Source organism: Flavobacterium potami, assembly GCF_020026915.1.
Classification (GTDB): Bacteria; Bacteroidota; Bacteroidia; order Flavobacteriales; family Flavobacteriaceae; genus Flavobacterium; species Flavobacterium potami.
The window spans coordinates 14,211-36,451 of the sequence record NZ_JAINUY010000010.1 but is presented as its reverse complement, the minus strand read 5'-3'; the positions used below and the strand labels follow the sequence as shown (position 1 = coordinate 36,451).

The following is a 22,241-nucleotide window of genomic DNA, read 5'->3' as shown; positions in this document are numbered from 1 at the left end:
AAAGTATTATTTCATGTAAGAAGCCGTCATTTTCTGAATTCTTTCTGCCAAAGTTTCGCTTGACAATTTTTCTCGTAATCGATCGGTAATAATCGGAAAACTAAAAGGTGTTGGTTTTAAGCATTGTTTCCAAACAATATTTTGACTGGCAATTCGTTCCAAAGCCATGATCAAACGACCTTCTTCCAATTGATGTTCAAATGTTTCTCGATACGCTTGTTGCAATAATAAGTTGTCGGGTTCAAAATCCCTAAAAACTTCAAATAATAATTGAGAACCGCTTTGGAGATGTTTTGTTTTAACCATTTTTCCAGGAAATCCAGTAAAAACCAATCCAGCAATTACGGCGATATCTCTAAACTTTCTGCGTGCCATTTCGGTCGAATTCAGACTTTTCTGCAAATCATGATGTACATATTCGGTTGAAAATAAATTATTATCTAAAACTGCTTCAATATCAATTTCCTGATCTGAAAGTAATTCAAATCCATAATCATTATAAGCTAATGAAAAAGTAATGGATTGCAATAAGCTAATTCTAAAAGCCAATAAACTTGCCAAAGCTTCATGTACAAAACGACCTTCAAAAGGATAAAAAATGGCATGATAACCTTCTCTCGTTTTAAAAGTTTCAATTAAAAATTCATCCGAACTTGGAACAATCGATTCTTTTCTTTGTCTTTGAAATAAAGGTTGTAATGCTTTTAGTTCCGGGGAAAGATTATCGGTATTGGCGCGATACAATTCCTGACGTAGCAATTCGCTCATTTGCGAAGACAAAGCCAAGCGTCCGCCCATCCAACTTGCAATTTTCGATTCTTTCTTCGGACTCGCTTTTTTTACCAAAACCTGCATATTCCTGATTTTGAATAACTCCAGTTTTTTTCCAGCAAAAATAAAAGTATCACCTGGTTTTAGTTTCGAAATAAACCATTCTTCAATTGTACCGATATAACCGCCACTCAGAAATTTTACATTCATAACGGCATCGCCAACAATGGTTCCGATTTGCATTCTGTGATGCATCGCGATCATTCTACTATTGATTTTATAACAGCCATTTTCGTCAACTTCTACTTTTTTGAATTCATCGTAGGCTTGTAAACTCTGACTTCCATTGGTAATAAAATTCAGAATCCAGTTCCAGTTTTCTTTAGTTATAGTTTGATAACTAAAAGTTCCTTTAATTTCCTTGAAAATTTCGTCAGGATAAAATCCATCGGAAACCGCTAAAGTGTTGAGGTATTGTACCAAAACATCCCAACTATTCAAATACGGAACACGATCTTCGATGACACTATGTTCGACCGCTTTTTTGAGAGCTGAAGCTTCTATCAATTCAATCGCATGCGTGGCGAGGAAATAAATCACACTTTCTTTTCCCGGTTGATGTCCGCTTCGTCCAGCACGCTGCATAAAACGAGCAACACCTTTTGGACCGCCCACCTGAATTATCGATTCGACAGGAGCAAAGTCGACACCTAAATCTAAACTCGAAGTACAAACTACGACTTTTAATTCTTCATTTCTAATGGCGTTTTCAACCCAAAGTCTGGTTTCACGGTCTATACTTCCATGATGCATGGCCATTTCACCTGCAAATTCAGGATATTTTTCTAATAATCTTTGGTACCAGATTTCGCAGGCCGAACGAACATTCAGGAAAATTAAAGTCGTTTTACTGGCTTTTACAATTTTGGCCGCTTCATCGATCAAATGCAAGCCCATATGTCCGCGCCACGGATAAGTATCCATTTTTTCTGGAAGAACAGAAACGACCTTTATTTTTTTGTGGATTACCGCTTTTATTAAAAACGAATTATTATAAGCTTCAGAATCAATTCCGAGCAAAACTTCTTGCGCTTGTTGTAGATTTCCAATTGTTGCTGAGATTCCCCAAATGCGTAGATTTTTAGCAATAGTTTTTAATCTGGATAAACCCAATTCTATTTGAACGCCACGTTTGGTTCCAAGTAATTCGTGCCATTCGTCAATAACAATTGCAGTACAGTTTTTAAAAGTATTTGCGTAACCTTTTGAAGCCAAAAGCAATTGCAGACTTTCTGGAGTTGTAATCAGCAAATCGGGCATTTTGCCTTTTTGTTTGGCTCTTTCTGCCGCAGAAGTGTCTCCTGTACGAATTCCAACGGTCATCGGAATTTCTAAATCATTTAGAACTCTTTCTGCCGCTTGTTTGATTTCGACAGATAAAGAACGAAGTGGCGTAATCCAAATGGCTTTTAAACCTGCATTATGTTTAGTTTTATAATTCGGATTTTCTTTGATGTAATTCAAAATAATCGGAAGCCAAAGCGCGTACGTCTTTCCGCTTCCAGTCGGAGCATTCAATAAACCATTTTTTCCTTGCAGAAAAGCAGTCCAAGTCTGCGTCTGAAACGGAAAAGGTTTCCATCCCTGACTTTCAAACCAATTGCTGGCGATTGTAAATAACTGCTCTCTGTTCATTTATATAATCATATTTTTTAAATCTTCAATCGAATTGGCATCTTCAATTTTTTTATCGTGACGCCATCTTAAAATTCGTGGAAAACGGGTTGCAACGCCACTTTTATGTCTTTTAGAAAGTGAAATGCCTTCAAAACCAATTTCGAATACCAATTTTGGTGTCACGCTTCTAACTGGGCCAAATCTCTCTAAAGTATTTTTTTTAATGAAATCATCCACCATTCTGAATTCGGCATCGGTTAAGCCAGAATACGCTTTCGCGAAAGTGACGAGTTCACGTTCATTGTTTTCGTTTTCCTGCCAAAGGGCAAAAGTGTAATCGGTAAACAGATTAGACCTTCTTCCGTGACCGCGCATGGCGTAGGTGAGGACTGCATCTATGGTTAAAGGTTCAATTTTCCATTTCCACCAATCGCCTTTTTTTCTTCCAACGAGATAAGGAGAGTTTTTTCGTTTAAACATCAAACCTTCGCTTTTCATTTCGCGGGATTTCAATCTTTCTTGTGTGATTTCTTCCCAGCTTGAAAAAGTAATTCTTTCCGAAAGTTGCAACGGAATTTCTTTTCCTAACAAACTGGTAAATAATTCTTCTAATAAAGTACGACGTTCCTCATAAGGAAGATTTCGAATATCATTTCCCTGCCACTCTAATAAATCATAAGCTTTTATAATGACTGGCGTTTTCTTTAAAACAGAAGCAGAAACATTTTTTCGACCAATTCTCGTTTGTAAATCATTAAAAGTTCCGATTTCATTTTCTATGAAGGGAAGAATTTCACCGTCAATAACGGTTCCGTTTGGAATAATTCCGATGAACGAATTAAATTCCGGATATTTATCGGTTACCAATTCTTCGCCACGACTCCAAACGTAAATTTCATTATCCCGAATAATGGTTTGAGAACGAATGCCGTCCCATTTATGTTCGGCGCTCCAATCTTCTGGATTTCCTAAATTTTCCAATTCGCCTTCAATTGGATAAGCCAAATAAAACGGATAAGGTTTGGACAAATAATCACTGCTTCTTTCATCCAAAACCAATTCCTGAAACGTAATCGTATTCGGATTCCAATCGCCCATTAATTTATAAGCCAAAGTATCTTCGTCAATATTTTCTGCTTTAGAAAGCGCTCTTGTCATTAACTTTTGACTCAAACCAATCCTGAAACTTCCTGTAATTAATTTAGTAAAAACAAATCGTTCATAATAATTTAGATTCAGCCAATTGGTTTGCAGATATTCCTTTTTTTCAAAATCATCTTTCTTTTTTAAAGCGATAATTTCTTGAAGAAATTCGGTTAAACTCTTATCAGAATGTTCTTTTGTGGTCGGAATAACAAGTGCAATTGTTTCGGCCAAATCTCCCACAATATGATAACTTTCTTCAAACAACCAAAGCGGAATATTAGCCAATTCATTTGCCCATAAACGCAATAAAGTAGTATTTACTGGTCGAGGTGGTCGTCGGTGCGAAAGTATGGCAATCGTCCAAACTTTATCTTCATCACTTGCTTTTTGGAAATATTGAGTCAACGCATCCACTTTTACCGATGTTTTATTAGAACTATCTAAGGTTTTTATAAGCTCGGCAAAGTTTTTCATTTGATTTTGGTTGATGGTTGATAGTTGATAGTTGATAGTTGATGGTTGAATGGTTTTAGAACTTGAAACATGAAACATGAAACATGAAACATGAAACATGAAACATGAAACATGAAACTTTTTACCCCTCATCATTATCATTCGTTTCTCCTTCATATTGTGTGTGTGCAGTTCTGGCGTCGTAGCCTAATTCGCGGAGATATTTTGAAAAGATATTGGAATATCCGTGTGTACAGATTACTTTTTCTGCTCCTGTTGCTTTGATGCTTTCTAACAGTCCCGTCCAATCACAATGATCGCTGATTACAAATCCGCGGTCAACGGCACGTCTTCTTCGCGCGCCTCTAAAAGCCATCCAGCCGCTTGCGGTTGCAGTTACGAAAGGTGTCATTCTTCTAATCCAAGTGCTTCCGTGTGCGCTTGGCGGTGCGAGAACAATGTTTCCTAATAAATCTTCTTTTTTTGTTTCTGTAGTAACTCTAATTGTTGGTGGCAAATCAATTAATGGACGAACGACATTCGTCATATTTTCTATTGCGCCGTGAGTATAAATTGTTCCGATACTTGGATCCAAATATTTTAATAAGCGTTGTGCTTTTCCTAACGAATACCCAAAGAGAATAGAGGTTTTGCCTTCAGCTTTATTTTCCACCCACCAATTATTTATTTCGGTCATGACATCTTTTTGCGATTCCCAATTAAAAGCAGGAAGTCCGAAGGTGCATTCGGTTATAAAAGAATGACATTTTACGACTTCGTAAGGAACAGAAATTCCGTCATCTTCGGTTTTATAATCGCCAGTAAAAACCCAAATTTCGCCTTTGTATTCTACTCGAATTTGTGCTGAACCAATAATATGTCCCGCAGGATGAAGAGAGAATTTCACTCCATTTATGGTAAAAGTTTCATTCCAATCTTTACCTGTAACATTGATTTCGCCTAAACGATATCGTATAATTGGAACATTTGTATGATGTGTGATATAGTTTTGATGTCCCCATCTGGAATGATCAGAATGCCCATGCGTAATAATAGCATTCTTTACAGGACGCCACGGATCAAGGTAAACATCTGCCTGCTGACAGTAAATGCCTTTATCATTAAATTGCAATAAGGGTACATTCATTTTTTTTAATTAAATAGAGAATTATTTGTTTGACGCAATTATTAAATAAGCAATTAATGAAATGCTCAATACAAAAAGTAACATTGTTATGAAAGTCAATGTTGCTGTTGAGTATTGATATTTCCCGTCTTTCAGCAATTTAATAGTATGTCTATATCTCAAATAGGAGAGTAGAATTGTTAATGCGCCCGTAATTAATAATCCAATTCCAAGATAAATAGTGAAATTAGTTTGAGGAGCAACGGTTTCAGCTAAGTACTCTACAGGAAGTTGTTGCAGAAACAATGAAAATTTTACTGCGACAAATCCAAAAACCATTATTCCAATTCCCGTGCGAAGCCATGCTAATAAAGTTCTTTCATTAGACAAGTATTCGTTCATAATTTCCTGATCATTCTTTGGCGACATAAATTTTCTAAGTTTTTTTAATAATCAAAATTTCTGTATGGCGGACAATTATATTTGTCATCTTCATGATCCAAATTGTAACTGTCGTACGGATTTGCTTCATCATAAGTTGAAAAAGGAGTATTATCTTCAGCAGTATTTAATCCGCTTTCTATGATTTCGTAACAATCATCTTCAGAAAAATAATGGTATTGATTTTTATGATTGGTGTCATCATTTTGTCCACTTGTAAATTCCTGATCAATATCTTCATTTTCGTGAGCGGTGTCAATATGATCTGGTCGGCTGCATTTAAAATCATTTAATTCTGCAGTGTATCGGTTTTCGAAATTCGTTTTCATAGCTGCTGTTTTAAAATTAATAATTTTTCAACTTATATATACAAATTTGATAATTAGTGCTTTAAAAAGATTATAGGATTTGATTTTAATCTTACATGATTCATGTAGTTCTCATTCTATAAAAATCAAATTTAATTCTGTAAAATAACCCATTACGTATTTTGCAACTTTGTAATGCATTAATTATTTAAAAATTAAACATTATGGAAACTTCAAGAAAAGATTCGAAATCTGGAATGAAAGATTCTGGAAAAACTCAAAAATCAACTTCTGGTTCTAGAGGAAAAAGCACTACTACAAAATCAACAGATTCAAAAGGTAGAGCTGGTCATTAATTTTTTTTAGTTAATTATAAAAACTAAATAATAAAAGCGTGCTGTTTAACTGTAAACAGCACGCTTTTAGGTTTTTAAATCCCTAATCCTATAAGATCAGACAGAAATTGTGTAACTCATTTTTTACGATTATTTCTAGCTTTATGTTTTAATAAATATCTGAAAATATGTCGCTTACTAAATATAATCAGAAAAGGAATTTCAAAGAAACGAAAGAACCACACGGGAAAGTTTCCCGATCTGAGAGCAAATTAATATTTGTTGTACAGAAACACGCGGCTTCTCATCTTCATTATGATTTTCGTTTAGAAATGGATGGTGTCTTGAAAAGCTGGGCGGTGCCGAAAGGACCTTCTTTAAATCCTGATGATAAACGTTTGGCGATGATGGTAGAAGATCACCCGTATAGTTACAAAGACTTTGAAGGAAATATTCCTAAGGGAAATTATGGAGCAGGAAATGTGATTGTCTGGGATAATGGAACTTATGAACCTGCAGAAGAAAGCAATCTTACTCCCGAAAAACAATTGTTAGCTGATTTGAAAAAAGGGCATTTGAGAATTATCTTAAAAGGAAAAAAACTGAAAGGTAATTTTTCGTTAGTCAAACTGAAAGGAAAAGAGGACAATGCCTGGCTTTTGATTAAAAAAGAAGATCAACATTCTGATAAAAAGGATGTTACGCTAAAAAATAAATCGGTTATTTCGAGACGAACCTTAGAATCTTTGGAGAAAGAAAATAACCTGGATGCTGTTAATAAAAAAGTAAGTCCAACAAAGAATGCTGTTAAAAAAAATAAGCCCATAGCTTTTATAAAACCAATGTTGGCAAGTTTAAGCGATAAACCTTTTGATGATGAAGACTGGGTTTTTGAAAACAAATTTGATGGTTATAGAACTATTGCGGTTTGCAATGATCATGATGTTGAGTTATTTAGTAGAAATAAAATTTCATTTACATCTAATTTCAAAATAATTGCAGAAGATTTAGAAAAGATTGATCATAATGTCGTTTTGGATGGGGAAGTGGTTGTAGAAGAAAAGTCAGGTCGTTCAGATTTTCAATTGTTGCAAAATTATTTGAAAACCGGAAAAGGAAAATTAAAATATTATGTTTTCGATATTTTGAATCTCGATGGGAATGATATTACGAAACTTTCGTTACTAGAAAGAAAAGAATTGCTCAAAATGCTTTTAGAAAAATATAAGTTTACGAATGTGTTTTATTCGGAACATATTCAGGAAAAAGGAATTAATTTTTTTGATCAGGCGTTAAAGAAAAAAAGCGAGGGCATTATTGCAAAAAGAGCTTCGGGCTCTTACGCAGCAGATAGAAGATCAAAAGATTGGCTGAAAATAAAAATCTCTCAGGCTGAAGAAGCGATAATTATCGGAATTACTGAACCTCGAAATTCTAGAGAACATTTTGGTGCTTTATTGTTAGGTCAATATGAAAACAGTACATTAAAATTTATAGGGAAATGCGGAACTGGATTTACGCAGACGACTTTAAAAGAATTGTACGAAAAATTTAGTCCATATTTTGTTGATGAAAGTCCGCTTGACGAAAAACCTGCTTTGAGAGATAAAATTCAATGGATCAAACCCAAATTTGTCTGTCAGGTGAAATTTGCCGAATGGACGCAAGACAATCATTTGAGACAGCCTGTTTATTTGGGACTTCGTTCAGATAAAAATGCGAAAGATGTCGTTTTTTCAAGAGATATCGTAAAACCGGAGAAGGAAATTGCAACCAAAAAGAAAACTCCAATGAAAAAAGAAATACAAAATACAGACAAAAGCGAGAAGGATTATGATTTGAAACTTGGTAAAGTAACACTTCATCTTACGAATCAGAATAAAATCTATTTTCCTGATGATCAAATTACAAAAGGGGAAATTGTAAATTATTACAATGAAGTTTCAGATTTGATTCTTCCGTATTTAAAAGACCGTCCACAATCTATGAATCGTTTTCCAAACGGAATTAATGGGCCGAGCTTTTACCAAAAAGACGTTGATGAAGATAAAATTCCCGATTGGCTTAAGACGAAAAAAATCTTTTCAGAATCCAACAATGCCGATATTGATTATCTGATTTGCAATGACAAAGCTACCTTGTTGTATATGGCAAATTTGGGTTGCATCGATATTAATCCGTGGAATTCAACTATAAAAAGAATTGACAATCCGGATTGGGTTGTAATCGATATTGATCCTTCAGAAGATGATTTTAAAGAAGTGGTAAAAGTAGCTTTGGCTGTAAAAGAAGTAATGAATGGTTTTGATGCACCATGTTATTGTAAAACGTCTGGAGCTTCTGGATTGCACGTTTATATTCCGCTTGACGGGAAATATGACTACGATACAGTTAAGATATTTGCCGAAATTCTCGCACATGAAGTACATCAGAAATTACCAGATTCAACAAGTTTAGAACGTTCTATTAAAAAGCGAAATGGTAAAATCTATATTGATTATTTACAAAATAGAAAAGGACAGACGTTGGCAGCGCCGTATTCCGTGCGTCCAAAACCAGGTGCAACCGTTTCGACTCCGTTAGAGTGGAGCGAAGTCGATGATAAGTTGACACCACAACAGTTTACCATCAAAAATGTTTTGAAACGTTTTGAGAAAAAAGGCGATTTATGGGCGCCTGTGATCGGAAAAGGAATTGATATGAAAGCGATTTTGAAAAAAACGCAAACAATTTAGGTTAAGAAGATTTCTTCTTCTTTTTATTTTCCAAACTCGCTTTTAGCATGCTCATTAAATCGTCAGATTGTTTGTGAACAACTTTAAGTTTTGGAGCAGCCTGTTTTTTGCCTTTGGCTTTGTCTTTTATAATTTTTAAAAGTTTGGCGGTGTATTCGTCTTTATATTTCGAAATATCAAAGGGTTCGGTTAATTGTTCTACCAATTTATTTGCCATGTCGACTTCTTTCAGTTTCGTTTTAGAAACAGCAGGAAGTTTAAGTTCACTCGTATCCCTAATTTCCTGTTCAAATCGAATTCGATTTAAAACGATAACATTTTTATAAGGTTTTAAGATGGCAAGCGCTTCTCTATTTCGAAGTACAAAACTAGTCACACCTACTTTCCCGGTTGATGCCATTGCGTCTCTAAGTAAAGCGTAAGCATTTGCAGCGCCTTTATCCGGTTCCAAATAATAAGGTTGTTCGTAGTATAAACTGTCTATTTCTTTTTCTAGAGTAAAGTTTAATATGTCGATCGTTTTGGTTTTCTCAGCATCGGCAGCTTCGAAATCTTCATCTTCCAAAATCACATATTTGTCTTCAACTTTATATCCTTTTACAATGTTTGCAAAAGCAACTTCCTTACCTGTAGTTTCGTTTACTCTTTTAAATTTAATATTGCTGTGATCGTCTTTATCCAGCATATCCATATCTAAGGAACTTTCCTGAACTGCAGAAAAAATTTTTATCGGAATATTAATCAATCCGAAACTGATTGAACCTGTCCATATTGATCTCATAACACTATTTTTTTAAATGAAAATAAAGTTATAGATAACAAAACAGATTCAATTACAAAGCATTTTGTAAAAGTTACAAAATCTCAATCTTAAAAAATTGAAAGAGAACGATCTTATTTCAGAACTTCTTGAATTGTGTTTACAAAAGTTTCGATTGGCTGTGCTCCAGAAACGGCATATTTTCTGTCAAATACAAAAAAAGGAACACCTTGCACACCAATTGCTTCCGCTTCTTTAATGTCAGCCTGAACTTCTTTTAGAAATAAATCATCGCTTTCTAAAACTTCTCTAACCTCATTTTCAGTCAGTCCTGCCTGAATGCCTAATTTTATTAAAGTAAGGCCGTTGTTTAAATCCTGGCCATCAGTAAAATAGGCTTTAAAGAAAATTTCTTCCATTCGATCGCCCATATTTTTGGTTTTGGCCAATTGAATGATTCTATGCGCGTTTAAAGAATTGGAAATAACAGCTTTGTCAAAGTTATAATCTAAACCAACACTTTTAGCACGTTCTGCAACGCCTTTGTGCATTTCTTTAGATTGTTCAATAGACATGCCTTTTCTTTCTGCTAAAAACGTATAAACGTCGGTATCAGGTTGTGCAGTAATTGTGGGGTCAAGTTGGAAGCTTTTCCATTCAATTTCAAAATCATTATTAGGAAATACTGAAAGTGCAGTTTCCAATTGTCTTTTTCCGATATAACAAAACGGACACATGATGTCCGACCAAATTTCTATTTTCATATCGTAAAGATACGGAAAATTTGTTTCAGGTTTTTGTTTGTTTCAGGTTTCAAGTTTTTGGATTATGCTGATTTAACCGCAAAGAACGCTAAGGTTTACGCAAAGTTCGCAAAGTTTTATTTTCAAAGCTTTGCGAACTTTGCGTTTTTACTACGTACTCAAAAACAAAAAAACTTAGCGTTCTTTGCGGTTAAATCAACACAAAGTATATCAACTTGAAACCTGAAACAAACAAAAACCTGAAACAAAATAAAACGAAAATAAAAAACCGCAACTCTTTATAGGAATTGCGGTTTCTAGGTATAAAAAATGGTTGGTTAATAGCGATATTTTTTTTTTACAATGATATATCTTTAATGTTAAACTAAAAAATATCCCTGTAACAAAAAGAAACTTTGATGTTAACTATTTAACATGACAGGCATTACCAACATAGTAACGGTTTCGCCCTCTTCTAAACCATCGACTGGAGTTAAGATTCCAGCTCTGTTAGGTAATGACATTTCAAGCATAATCATATCAGATTGTAAATTAGTCAACATCTCTGTTAAGAAACGAGAGTTGAAACCAATTTGAAGATCATCTCCTTGGTAATCACAAGTCAATCTTTCTTCTGCTTTGTTTGAGTAATCGATGTCTTCTGCCGAAACGTTTAATTCAGCTCCAGCAATTTTCAAACGAATTTGGTGCGTTGTTTTGTTAGAGAAAATCGCAACACGACGAACAGAACTTAAAAATAAAGAACGGTCAATCATTAATTTGTTTGGATTTTCTTTTGGAATTACCGCTTCGTAGTTTGGGTATTTTCCATCGATTAAACGACACATTAAGATATAATTGTCAAATGAGAAAGTTGCATTTGAATCGTTGTATTCAATTTTAACTTCTGCATCAGAACTTCCTAAAATGCTTTTTAAAATGTTTAAAGGTTTTTTAGGCATGATAAAATCTGCCACTTGAGATGCTTTTACATCTGTACGAGCATATTTTACCAATTTATGAGCATCAGTCGCTACGAAGATTAATCCTTCTGGTGAAAACTGGAAGAAAACCCCAGACATTACCGGACGTAAATCGTCGTTTCCAGCTGCAAAAATAGTTTTACTTACTGCAGTTGCTAAAACTTCTGCAGGAACAAGCGTTACAGACGGATCTTCAAGACTTACTGCTTTAGGGAATTCTTCTCCTGCAGCGTAAGCTAAAGCATATTTACCAGAATTTGAGCTAATTTCTACTGTATTATTATCTTCTACAGTGAAAGTTAAAGGCTGTTCTGGAAATGTTTTTAAAATTTCAAGCAAAAGTTTTGCAGGTACTGCTACGCTTCCTTTACTTGTAGAATCGATCGATAATGTAGCCGACATAGTCGTTTCAAGATCTGAAGCCGAAACTGTCAACTCATTATTGTTTAGTTCAAATAAAAAGTTGTCTAAAATTGGCAACGTATTGTTGCTATTGATTACACTACCTAAAACTTGTAATTGTTTTAATAAGTACGAACTCGATACTATAAATTTCATCTGTTTTATTTTATTTTTTGATGGATCTTTTAGCAAATAAAGGGCTAAATATACGGATTACAAATATATCTTAAACTATCCAAACTATTACATTTTTTTATTAACATCTATTTGCTGTACTTTCTTTTTCTGATGAAAGTAAAGGCAAGTCCGAATAGCAATAAAATTAGAATTGGAACTCCGATAGTTATGAATTGTGTCAAAGTATAACTTTGATAAACTTTTTCCTTGTCTAATAAAGGCAGTTCAACATCTTTGCTTCTGATGTTAATAAGTCCCGTATCGTCAAGTAAATAATTGATACTATTCATGATGAAGTCTTTGTTGTCATATAATTGACCCGTTCTTTGGTCATAACCCAACTCAACTGGCATCATATTTTTGTCTAACTGGTTTCTTGCTATATCTCCGTCAGCAATTACAATCATTTTGTTTGGTTTCCCTTGTGCTGTGAAAGAATTGTCTTTGAAAGGTAAAACCCTGTTTTCAAAAGCCGAATGGAAAGAACCTTCCAATAAGACAGCAAGCGGTTTGTTTCCTTTATTCAGATAATCCTGCGGAGTCGTTTTTTCCGTTACCATATTCAGATTAACTTCGGTTGGCGTTCCGATAGTTTTAGAATATTGAGAAGATTGCAATAAAACCGTTTTCTTAATTCCGTTTTTCAAAGTATCAATCGGATTCGCGAAATCGAATTTGATTCCACCCAGATTTTTAACGATTGGATGCTGACTTATCGGATAAACTTGTGGCGCAAATTTCCAGATAAAATCCTGATATTGTGTCGCGCTTCCTTGTTCGCCCGTTGCCAGTTTTATTGGAGTTCCCTGCTCATCTTTAATCAAATCAGGATTAATTCTGAATCCGTATTTGAAGAACATATCGTTTAGATTTAAATTTCTCGGATAAGCCAAAGTTGCGCCCATATCATTATAAAGACTATCCATGTCCGCAGCAGTCTGTTCGATTAACCAAAGGGTCTTTCCTCCATTCATAATAAACTGATCCAGAACTTCTTTTTCTTCGTCAGAGAATTTTTCTGTTGGTTTTGCAACAATTGCTAAATCGTATTTTTTAAGTTCCCTCAAAGTTCCATTCGGATTTTTAGCAACTGAATCTAATGTAAATGGCCCTATTAGGTAACTTTCGTGAATCTGCTTTAGCATTCCAGCAATATGCCTTTCTTTCAATTCACCATTTCCTTTAATAATGGCAACTTTTTTCTGCTTGTTTTTGGTTACTTTATTAATCGCATCTGCAATAGAATATTCTAAATGCTGAATAGATCCGATAACTTTTTGTGTTGTCGAAGCTCCCATTATATTTTTTAATAATGGAATATTCACTTCTTTGTTGTTGTAAACGGCAATTGCCCAAGGAAAAACCATTGCTTGAGATTGTTTTCCTTTGTCGTCGACTGTGATGTTTATTGGTGTTAATCCCTTTTGGAAAAGTGATTTGGTCAATTCATCACTTTCTTCTTCATTCGCTAACGGATCAACAAATTCGAAAACAATATTTTTGTTGTAAGCTTGAAATTCTTCCAATAATTGCTTGGTTTCCTGTTGCAAACGTCTAAAATCTGCTGGAAGATCACCTTCCATATAAATTTTTATAGAAAGCGGATTTTCAACTTGTTTTACAATTTGTAATGAAGTTGGCGATAAAGTATAACGTTTGTCTTTCGTTAGATCAAAACGATGGAAAAACAGCGTTCCAAGTACATTTAAAACAATTAAAATAAAAATTGTAATACCTAACGTCTTGATATTTTGCTTTGTAGAAGATTTCATTAGGCTTTAAAAGATTTTAATTGATAAACAGTAAAAGAAAGAAAAGCGACAGATATACTTAAGAAATAAATAATATCGCGTGTATCAATTACACCTCGGCTCATACTCTTGAAGTGATTCTGCATTCCTAAAGCTGAAATAAAAGTATTTGATCCAGGAATTAATGAACTCAAACCTTCAAAGCCAAAATAAAAGAAAAAGCACAAGAAAACTGCGATAATAAAAGCGACAATCTGATTTTCTGATAGCGTAGAAGTAAAGATTCCAATTGCGGAATAAGAGCCAATTAAAAACAATAATCCAAAATAAGAACCAATGGTACTTCCCATATCGATGTTGCCCTCTGGCGAACCTAAATCTGAAATGACTTTTACATAAATTAAAGTTGGAATAATGGCCAAGATGATTAATAAAAATGAGCCGAAAAATTTACCATTTACGATCTGCCAAATGGATAAAGGTTTTGTCAATAATAACTCCAAAGTTCCTTGTTTTTTTTCGTCAGAGAAACTTCTCATCGTAACGGCTGGAATTAAGAAAATCAAAATCCAAGGAGCTAACGTGAAAAACGGAGTCAAATCGGCATAACCGGTGTTTAATATATTGTAATCTCCTTCGAAAACCCATAAAAATAGTCCGTTGCTAATTAAGAAAATAGCAATGACCAAATAGCCAATCGGCGAGCCAAAAAAGGATTTTATTTCTCTTAAAATGATTGATTTCATTTATTTTTTGTTTAATCGTTTTATTTTGTTTAACCGTTTAATCGATTTTTGTTTCATGTTTCACGTTGCTTTACTTTGTGTTTTTAACCGCAAAGGCGCAAGGTTTACGCAAAGTTCGCAAAGTTTTTTTACACAAAGCTTTGCGAACTTTGCGTTTTTAAAAGGATCTTAGGAAAAAATCCTTGCGTGCTTTGCGGTTAAAATCGTTCCAATTCTCCGTTCCAATATTAACTTGAAACTTGAAACCTGAAACTATTTTAAACTTACCAATTTATCAACGCTCCACGCTTCTGGTTTTGCATTGAATAATTTTTTTGTAAAATTCCAAACAGTATTAAAAAGCTCAGAATTTCTATAATTTTCCAAATCGGCTTCGGTTTCCCAATAACTGTAAGTGAAAAAGACGCATTTATTATTTTTATCCTGATACAATTCTAAAAAACGATTTCCTTCTGCATTTCGTATTTTCTCTTTCACAGAATCAAAATTCTCTAGAAAATCTGGAATTTTTTCTTCATGAAAACTCATTTTTACTATTCTAACGAACATCTTAATTATTTTAGATTTTGAAAGCATAAAGCTTTACAGGTGCGCAAAAGTACCAAATTTGATTCTTGTTTTTCTTTTAAAGGATCATTTATTGCAAAAAATCATTTTGAGTGACTAAGTTGACTTAATGATGGCATTTAAACTGAAAAGTTTTTGTCCTCTTTCATCAATAAATTTCATCAATTTTTCACCATAAAAACTTTTTAGAAATCCCCAATCGCTTGCATTTATACCACAATTTCCGTTTTTATTAATGTTGTGAAGAATTTCCAGATTACCGATAAATTCTAAATTGTCACGAAATTTCATAAAATCTTTTCGCCAGATTACCAATGAGCAAGAACCTAAAAGACATGGTTTTATTTCAGGATGTAAAAACCACATTTTTTCTAATTCCTGTTCTGAATAATTGTGCAAGTTTTTCTTAGTCATATTACCAACACCAAAAAAGCTCAAATGTTCGATATCATCCAGTGTTGGCTTTTCTGTTTTATTATAATCTAAAAGACAAAAAGTAAAGTTTTGTGGACTTCGATCTTTATATACATTGGTGCAAAGAAGAATTTTGTATTTGTTTTCTTCGTTAATGAATGTTAAAAGATCACCTTGATTTACGTCTTTGATTTTCGTCATTAGATTTCTTATTGAAGTGAAATGATTTATTTAAAAACTAAGAAAACTTAATCGTAATCACATCACGATAATTCAATCCAAGTAGACTATTTGCAGAACCGACTTTAGAAGGATTGCTTCTGAAAATAGCGATTTCTAAAAAGCCGGCTTCATTAAAAATAGCCAGTTTTTCTCCTTCATAAGTTTTGATAGGATACTTGTCAGAAGTTGCAATTGCCGAATAATTAGGTAAAATTGTTTTGATGTTTTTAGGCTTCATTACGATTTCATATGGGCGTCCTCGAGCTACTTCTAAGAATTGTTTTTTAGAAATATTAGTAACAATATTTCCAAAATGATCAATGTAAATCACGTATCCTTTTAGAGAATTTCCGTCATTGGCCACAATAGCCTGTAATTCGGTCGCCTCTTTAATCGCTGTAATTTCTTTTCCGATAACATTCAGTAAACCTCCTTTAGATAAATGAGAAGCAACCTGAATAAAAATATCTAAATCAGTAGCTTCAATAGGAAAACGATCGTGAATGTTAATCGCCACAATTTTCTGCGGAACAATCTTCTGTGTAAGCATGCTCAAGATTCCGTTATCGGCGCAAATAAAGTAGTGATCGTTCCATTGCATAGCGATATGCTGGTTCTCTTTATTGCGTTCAATATCAACGCCAATTAGATGAACTGTACCTTTTGGAAAACTCAAATAAGAAGCGCCAATAATGTAGCTTGCTTCGGCAGTATTAAAGGGATCAATGTCATGAGAAATGTCAATAATCTGAACCTCTGGATTTTCGGAAAGTATTTTACCCTTCAGCGAGCCCACAAAGTGATCTTTCAAGCCGTAGTCTGTTGTAAGGGTAATTATTGACATAATTTTGTTTATAACTATTGATAGTATTTAAATCTAAATTTCATTAAATTTGAGAAATGCAAAGCTAGTAATAGTAAATACAAATTGAAAGAAAGAAAAGACAATTTGTGTTTTTTAAAGTTTTTGCAAGTTACAGTATTTATATCCAGAAGATTAAGTTTAGTTGAGGAAAAAACTGAAAACTGCGACCTATAAACTGTGACCCAAAAAAGACCCGACAACCTCTAAATAGTAAAAAAGGAATTATTTAATTTAAAACTACTTCATTTGAACGAAAGAATAATCGAGCTAGTAGATATTGCACCAAAAGAATTTTGGGGCGCTCAGGACAGCCATCTGGAAATCATTAAAAAGTACTACCCGAAGCTTAAAATCGTAGCACGAGGGACAACTTTAAAGGCATTTGGCGAAAAAGAAGTTTTAGATGAATTCGAAAAAAGATTTCAAAGATTAATGCTTCATTTTACACGTTACAATAATATTGATGATAATGTAATTGAACGTGTGATTATGAGCGATGGTCAGGAAGAAAAAAGAGCTTACGATCATGACAAAATCTTAGTTCATGGTGTTGGCGGTAAGATTATCAAGGCAATGACGCCAAATCAGCAATTACTGGTTGATACGATCAAGAAAAACGATATGGTCTTTGCTATTGGTCCTGCTGGAACCGGAAAAACCTATACCGGTGTCGCTATGGCGGTTAAAATGCTAAAAGATAAAGAAGTAAAAAGGATCATTCTGACGCGTCCTGCGGTAGAAGCGGGAGAAAATCTCGGATTTCTTCCTGGAGATATGAAAGAAAAACTAGATCCTTATATGCAGCCGCTTTACGATGCGTTGCGTGACATGCTTCCGAACGAAAAACTAGAGGATTATATTTTGAAAGGAATTATTCAGATTGCGCCGCTTGCTTTTATGCGTGGACGTACATTGGATAATGCTTTCGTAATCCTTGATGAGGCACAAAACACCACTCACTCACAAATGAAAATGTTTTTGACCCGTATGGGAAAAAACGCCAAATTTATGATTACGGGTGATCCTGGACAGGTCGATTTACCAAGAAGAACTATTTCTGGTCTTAAAGAAGCCATTTTGGTTCTGAAAGACATCGAAGGTATCGGAATTATTTATCTTGATGATAAAGATATCGTACGTCACAGATTGGTTAAAAAGGTAATCGATGCTTACAAGCAAATTGAGAATCACGATTAATAATTTTTAGTGAAATGTTAAATGTAAATCGTGAAATGAATTTGTCATAGATTAAAGGATTTACATTGATTTAGAAATCATTTTAATCTTTTAATCTGTGGCTAATAAATTGAAGAATATTCGTTTTGTGCGTTTTTAAGGAAAGGTGCAAAACGAATATTTTTTTGAAATAAATGTGGATAAATATTATTATGAATTAATAAATGGAAAGTAAAATTATTTTGGTTTTAGGTTTACTGTTTTTTGTTTCTTTCAGGTTTTATGCGCAAAAGAATGATAAAAATAATAATAGAATAAACAAAAATAAATTAACAGGTAAAGAAATAGTTTTACGACTGAATGAATTAAACTTTTTCAATTTAACAGATAAAAAAGATTTAAGAATTACAAAAGAGGATTTTGAAAAATCTTATGATGAATTAAACTTTTTCGAAGGTTATATGAGAGAAGATTTGAGTTTTACCGATAATAGGTTTTACTTTATTGATAGTGAAGCTTTATTTGAAGGAGGAGGATTAATTCAATACTTGGAAACTGTGAAAATTTCATTTGATAAGTTAAAGTTAAAACTTTTAATATCTGATGAATTTCATGATATGACTGATAAACATTGGTTACACACAATAAAACTAAACGGAAAGGAGTATATCGCTTTTGATGATGATTTTGGGAATTATGATTGGACGATAGCATATTTAAATTTTATTGCAATGCTAAATGATCAGTTACAAATACAAGGAAGTGCAGAACAATTTTATCCGATTACATCTGGTAACGATGGAAAAATTGTGCTATTAACAAAAGAACAATTTGAGTTTGTAAAGCAGAATTATCCAGATGATGCAGAGCATCCTAAAGAGATAAATAGTTGGAAAGATGGTTTTGATTTTAAAAACTAAATATTTAACGAAATAGTTAAATAAATAATAAACTTGCCTTATTTCGAGCTCTCAAAACTGTCAAACTTTGGTCTTCCGGGCTTAAAATCGTAAATTTGCAATCATAATTATTTGATTATTAATATGACAAAACTTAAAAATATAAAAGTTGTAGTAAGTGACCTTGATGGAACTTTACTCAACCCGCAACACAGAATTTCAGATTATACCAAATCCATTTTTCAAGAACTTCACAATCAGGGTTATCTTATTGTTGTAGCTACAGGTCGTCATCATTTAGACGCCATGGCAATTATTGACAAACTGGAAATTCCTATTTATTTGGTAAGTTCAAACGGAGCCAGGGTTCATTCGCCAAATAAAGAAGAACTTTTTTCTTTCAACTTAGACAGTGATGTAGTTAAAGCAGCATTAAATGTAGAAATAGATCCAGAAATTACGGTTGTTTTATTTAAAGAACAGACGTGGCAAACTAATAAATGGAATGAAAAATTAAATTCATTTCAGGAAGAATTAAAATACCGTCCAGAATTGGTAGATTATAAAACATTAGATGATTTTGCTGCGATTAAGATTTTCTTCTCTTGTCCGGATCATGAAAAATTAGTGAAACTAAAAGATGCAATTTTAGCCAATTCTTCAGAACATCTGCATCATGCGTTCAGTTTGCCGACTTGTTTGGAATTTATGGATAAATCTATCGATAAGGCCGTTTCTATTGAAAGAGTTTTAGAAAGAGAAGGTTTTACTCTGCAAGAAGCGGTTTCTTTTGGAGATGGTTACAATGATGTTCAAATGCTTTCTGCTTCTGGAAAAGGCTTGATTATGGGCAATGCTCCAGCTTCGTTAAAAGAAGAGCTTTCTGATTTAGAAGTAATTAAAACGAATGCAGAAGATGGAGTTGCAAAATATATTGCCACTAGAATTTTAGATAAAGAATTAGCAACAAGCTAAATCAAACAAAAATATTCGACTTTAAAAATCTAAATCCCTGAAGGCTTTTCTTCAGGGATTTTTTTATTAAGAGAAAGAATTTCGCAAGGAAATAGTCAAAAGATTTTTTTAGAAGTTTTCACGATGTATTTTTGTTTTCTCAAAAAACATCCATTATGACAAAAAATATTTTTGCTGTTGCCTTATTATTTCTTTCCGTTTTAGGAAATTCCCAAGAATTAAAATTAGAAGAAATAATGAAAGGCGAATCTTTTATCGGAAATCAACCCACAAACGGTCGCTGGTCTTTAGATGGTAAAAAGGTTTATTTTGAATGGAATCCAAAAGATGAATTAGGACCGAGTACATTTTATTGGCAGAAAGGAATGTCAAAACCAGAAGTAGTGCCAGCAAAAGAAGCTGCTTTTTCTAAAATGGATTTCAAAACCAAACCAGGATCAGATGTAGTTTATTATTTAGATAATGGAAGTTTGTTTTCTTATTCGATTCAGTCTAAAACAGTAAAGAAATTAATTCAGCAGTCAGCAGGATTATCTAATTTGCAATTAGGAACTCAGTCAGGCATATTGTTTTATGAGCAAAATGATAATATTTTTAAATGCGATACCAAAGCTGGGACAATTTTACAAATTACCAATTTCAATAAAGGAATAAAAAAAGACATAAAAACAGATAGCGGATCTTTTTTAAATGTACAGCAAAAAGAATTGTTTCAATTTATAAGAGACAAAGAAGCAAAAAAACAATGGAATCTTGACAAAAGTAAACTGGTTAAATCTGATTTTGCGAAACAATATTTTTATGGAAATGATGAATTTAGAGCACTTCAGGTAAATCCAAATGGAAATTACGCTACGTTTGTTTTGATTGAACAGCCTGAAGTTAAAAGAGAAAGAATGGAGGTTTTTATAACGGCAGATGGTTATAATCAAAGTCCGGATACGAAAGAAAAAGTTTCGACAAAAAATCTTGTAAAAACAAGATTCGGAATTTATTCTGTGGCAAGAGATTCTGTTTATTACGTGAATTTTTCGACTTTAAGTGGTATTCAAGATACACCGAAATATTATGATTTATATGATAATTTAAAAAATAAAGCCAAAGAAGATAAATTAATAGTTCCGAATGCGCCAATTTATAACGAAAGCGGATCATTGGCAATAATAGATATAAGAAGTCAAGACAATAAAGACAGATGGATTGTTAGTCTAGATTTAGATAAAGGTACGTTTGAAGAAATTGAACACCAGCATGACGAAGCATGGATTGCCGGACCTGGAATTCCTGCTTATTCATTTTCTTCAGGAAACTTAGGTTTTTTGGCTGATAATGAAACGGTTTATTTTCAATCTGAAGCTACGGGTTATTCTCATTTATATACTATTAACTTAAAAAATAAAAAGAAAACACAGCTTACAAAAGGAAATTGGGAAGTACGTGATGTAACTTTATCCAAAGATAAAAAAGCATTTTATTTAACAACAAATACGACACATCCAGGTAATAGAGAGTTTTATAAACTAGCTGTTACAGATGGAACTTTACAACCAATTTTAACTAAAAATGGTGCGCATGAAGTAGTTTTATCTCCAGATGAAAAATCTCTTCTGGTCCGCTATTCATACAAAAATATTCCTTGGGACTTTTACATTACAGATAATAAGAAGAACGCGGTCTTGCAGCAAATTTCTTCCTCGGTTTCGGAAGATTTCAAAAAATACAAATGGAGAGAACCAGAAGTGATTACTTTTAAAGCTCAGGACGGAATTTCGGTTAATGCGAGATTATACACTCCGAAAACAGAAAATGCAAATAAAGCAGCTGTAATTTTTGTACATGGTGCAGGTTATCTTCAAAATGCACATAATTTCTGGAGCAATTACTATCGTGAATATATGTTTCATAATCTGTTAACAGATTTAGGATACACGGTTTTAGATATTGACTATAGAGGAAGTGATGGTTATGGAAGAGATTTTAGAACCGGAATTTATCGCTTTATGGGAGGAAAAGATTTATCAGATCATTTGGATGGTAAAAAATTCTTGGTCGAAAATTTAGGTATTGATGCTAATAGGGTAGGAATTTATGGTGGTTCGTATGGCGGTTTTATTACTTTAATGGGAATGTTAACTACTCCAGGCCAATTTAAATCGGGTGCTGCTTTGCGTTCTGTAACAGATTGGGCACATTACAATCACGGATATACAGGTAATATTTTGAATTTTCCGGAAACAGATCCAGAAGCTTACAAAAAAAGTTCATCAATTTATTTCGCGGATAATTTAAGAGGAAACCTTGTTATGTTGCACGGAATGGTAGACGATAATGTGGAATATAAAGATATCGTGCGTTTGTCACAACGTTTTATTGAGCTGCAGAAAAAGAATTGGACTCTAGCATCCTTTCCAGTTGAATCTCATGGTTTTAAAGAAACATATTCATGGATTGATGAATACAGCAGAATCTTAAATTTGTTTAATGAAACACTTTTAAAAGAGTAATTTTGCTTTAAGTTATCGAATCAAAACGGAAAAGTGAGACTTAAACGGAATACTTTCTTGCTGCT

At 33.5% G+C, this 22,241-nt stretch carries 19 protein-coding genes; 6 read left to right on the top strand and 13 right to left on the bottom strand.

What is annotated here, in order from left to right; translation table 11 throughout:
- Positions 1–6 precede the first annotated feature (6 nt).
- The 5 genes from K6T82_RS22745 to K6T82_RS22725 all read right to left on the bottom strand — a co-directional run bounded on the left by K6T82_RS22745 (position 7) and on the right by K6T82_RS22725 (position 5,943).
- Positions 7–2,466 carry a ligase-associated DNA damage response DEXH box helicase gene (locus K6T82_RS22745; protein ID WP_223711070.1) on the bottom strand — a complete coding sequence of 820 codons (2,460 nt, stop codon included), beginning with the start codon at positions 2,464–2,466 and terminating at the stop codon, positions 7–9.
- A complete protein-coding gene (locus K6T82_RS22740) occupies positions 2,467–4,068 on the bottom strand; it encodes an ATP-dependent DNA ligase (RefSeq protein ID WP_223711067.1) in 1,602 nt (533 codons plus the stop codon).
- A gap of 121 nt (positions 4,069–4,189) precedes the next feature.
- Positions 4,190–5,194, bottom strand: a complete 1,005-nt coding sequence (locus tag K6T82_RS22735) for a ligase-associated DNA damage response exonuclease (RefSeq protein WP_223711065.1) — start codon at positions 5,192–5,194, stop codon at positions 4,190–4,192.
- Positions 5,195–5,215: 21 nt separating this feature from the next.
- On the bottom strand, positions 5,216–5,602 hold the full coding sequence (locus K6T82_RS22730; RefSeq protein WP_223711062.1) for a YidH family protein: 387 nt from the start codon (positions 5,600–5,602) through the stop codon (positions 5,216–5,218).
- A gap of 17 nt (positions 5,603–5,619) precedes the next feature.
- Positions 5,620–5,943 carry a hypothetical protein gene (locus tag K6T82_RS22725; protein ID WP_223711060.1) on the bottom strand — a complete coding sequence of 108 codons (324 nt, stop codon included), beginning with the start codon at positions 5,941–5,943 and terminating at the stop codon, positions 5,620–5,622.
- Between the two features lie 203 nt (positions 5,944–6,146).
- On the opposite strand from K6T82_RS22725, the gene K6T82_RS24550 reads away from it, so the two are divergent.
- Entirely contained in the window at positions 6,147–6,278 is a 132-nt protein-coding gene (locus K6T82_RS24550) for a hypothetical protein (protein ID WP_255596598.1), read from the top strand.
- Positions 6,279–6,445: 167 nt separating this feature from the next.
- Complete coding sequence (gene ligD, locus K6T82_RS22720) at positions 6,446–8,992, top strand: DNA ligase D (RefSeq protein ID WP_223711058.1); 2,547 nt, start codon at positions 6,446–6,448, stop codon at positions 8,990–8,992.
- Between the two features lies 1 nt (position 8,993).
- On the opposite strand, the gene ku is transcribed toward ligD, so the two are convergent.
- From ku to K6T82_RS22680, 8 genes are all read right to left on the bottom strand, one after another.
- The gene (ku, locus tag K6T82_RS22715) at positions 8,994–9,773 is read right to left on the bottom strand and encodes a non-homologous end joining protein Ku (RefSeq protein WP_223711056.1); all 780 of its coding nucleotides are present in this window, start codon (positions 9,771–9,773) and stop codon (positions 8,994–8,996) included.
- Between the two features lie 113 nt (positions 9,774–9,886).
- Positions 9,887–10,516 (bottom strand): DsbA family oxidoreductase, encoded by a 630-nt coding sequence (locus tag K6T82_RS22710; protein ID WP_223711054.1) that lies wholly within the window; start codon positions 10,514–10,516, stop codon positions 9,887–9,889.
- A gap of 401 nt (positions 10,517–10,917) precedes the next feature.
- Positions 10,918–12,036 carry a DNA polymerase III subunit beta gene (dnaN, locus tag K6T82_RS22705; protein WP_111283020.1) on the bottom strand — a complete coding sequence of 373 codons (1,119 nt, stop codon included), beginning with the start codon at positions 12,034–12,036 and terminating at the stop codon, positions 10,918–10,920.
- Positions 12,037–12,143: 107 nt separating this feature from the next.
- Entirely contained in the window at positions 12,144–13,829 is a 1,686-nt protein-coding gene (gene gldG / locus K6T82_RS22700) for a gliding motility-associated ABC transporter substrate-binding protein GldG (protein ID WP_223711052.1), read from the bottom strand.
- A complete protein-coding gene (gldF, locus tag K6T82_RS22695; protein ID WP_223711049.1) occupies positions 13,829–14,554 on the bottom strand; it encodes a gliding motility-associated ABC transporter permease subunit GldF in 726 nt (241 codons plus the stop codon). The genes gldG and gldF overlap by 1 nt, the downstream gene beginning before the upstream one ends.
- Before the next feature lie 252 nt (positions 14,555–14,806).
- Positions 14,807–15,103 (bottom strand): putative quinol monooxygenase, encoded by a 297-nt coding sequence (locus tag K6T82_RS22690; RefSeq protein WP_223711047.1) that lies wholly within the window; start codon positions 15,101–15,103, stop codon positions 14,807–14,809.
- Positions 15,104–15,217: 114 nt separating this feature from the next.
- A complete protein-coding gene (locus K6T82_RS22685) occupies positions 15,218–15,736 on the bottom strand; it encodes a hypothetical protein (protein WP_223711044.1) in 519 nt (172 codons plus the stop codon).
- Between the two features lie 37 nt (positions 15,737–15,773).
- Positions 15,774–16,601 (bottom strand): SAM hydrolase/SAM-dependent halogenase family protein, encoded by an 828-nt coding sequence (locus tag K6T82_RS22680; RefSeq protein WP_223711042.1) that lies wholly within the window; start codon positions 16,599–16,601, stop codon positions 15,774–15,776.
- Between the two features lie 267 nt (positions 16,602–16,868).
- On the opposite strand from K6T82_RS22680, the gene K6T82_RS22675 reads away from it, so the two are divergent.
- The 4 genes from K6T82_RS22675 (at position 16,869) to K6T82_RS22660 (ending at position 22,176) form a co-directional block, all read left to right on the top strand.
- The gene (locus tag K6T82_RS22675; RefSeq protein WP_144212431.1) at positions 16,869–17,819 is read left to right on the top strand and encodes a PhoH family protein; all 951 of its coding nucleotides are present in this window, start codon (positions 16,869–16,871) and stop codon (positions 17,817–17,819) included.
- Between the two features lie 203 nt (positions 17,820–18,022).
- Positions 18,023–18,718 carry a hypothetical protein gene (locus K6T82_RS22670; protein ID WP_223711039.1) on the top strand — a complete coding sequence of 232 codons (696 nt, stop codon included), beginning with the start codon at positions 18,023–18,025 and terminating at the stop codon, positions 18,716–18,718.
- Between the two features lie 123 nt (positions 18,719–18,841).
- A complete protein-coding gene (locus tag K6T82_RS22665; protein WP_223711036.1) occupies positions 18,842–19,672 on the top strand; it encodes a Cof-type HAD-IIB family hydrolase in 831 nt (276 codons plus the stop codon).
- A gap of 155 nt (positions 19,673–19,827) precedes the next feature.
- The gene (locus K6T82_RS22660) at positions 19,828–22,176 is read left to right on the top strand and encodes a S9 family peptidase (RefSeq protein ID WP_223711034.1); all 2,349 of its coding nucleotides are present in this window, start codon (positions 19,828–19,830) and stop codon (positions 22,174–22,176) included.
- Positions 22,177–22,241 lie beyond the last annotated feature (65 nt).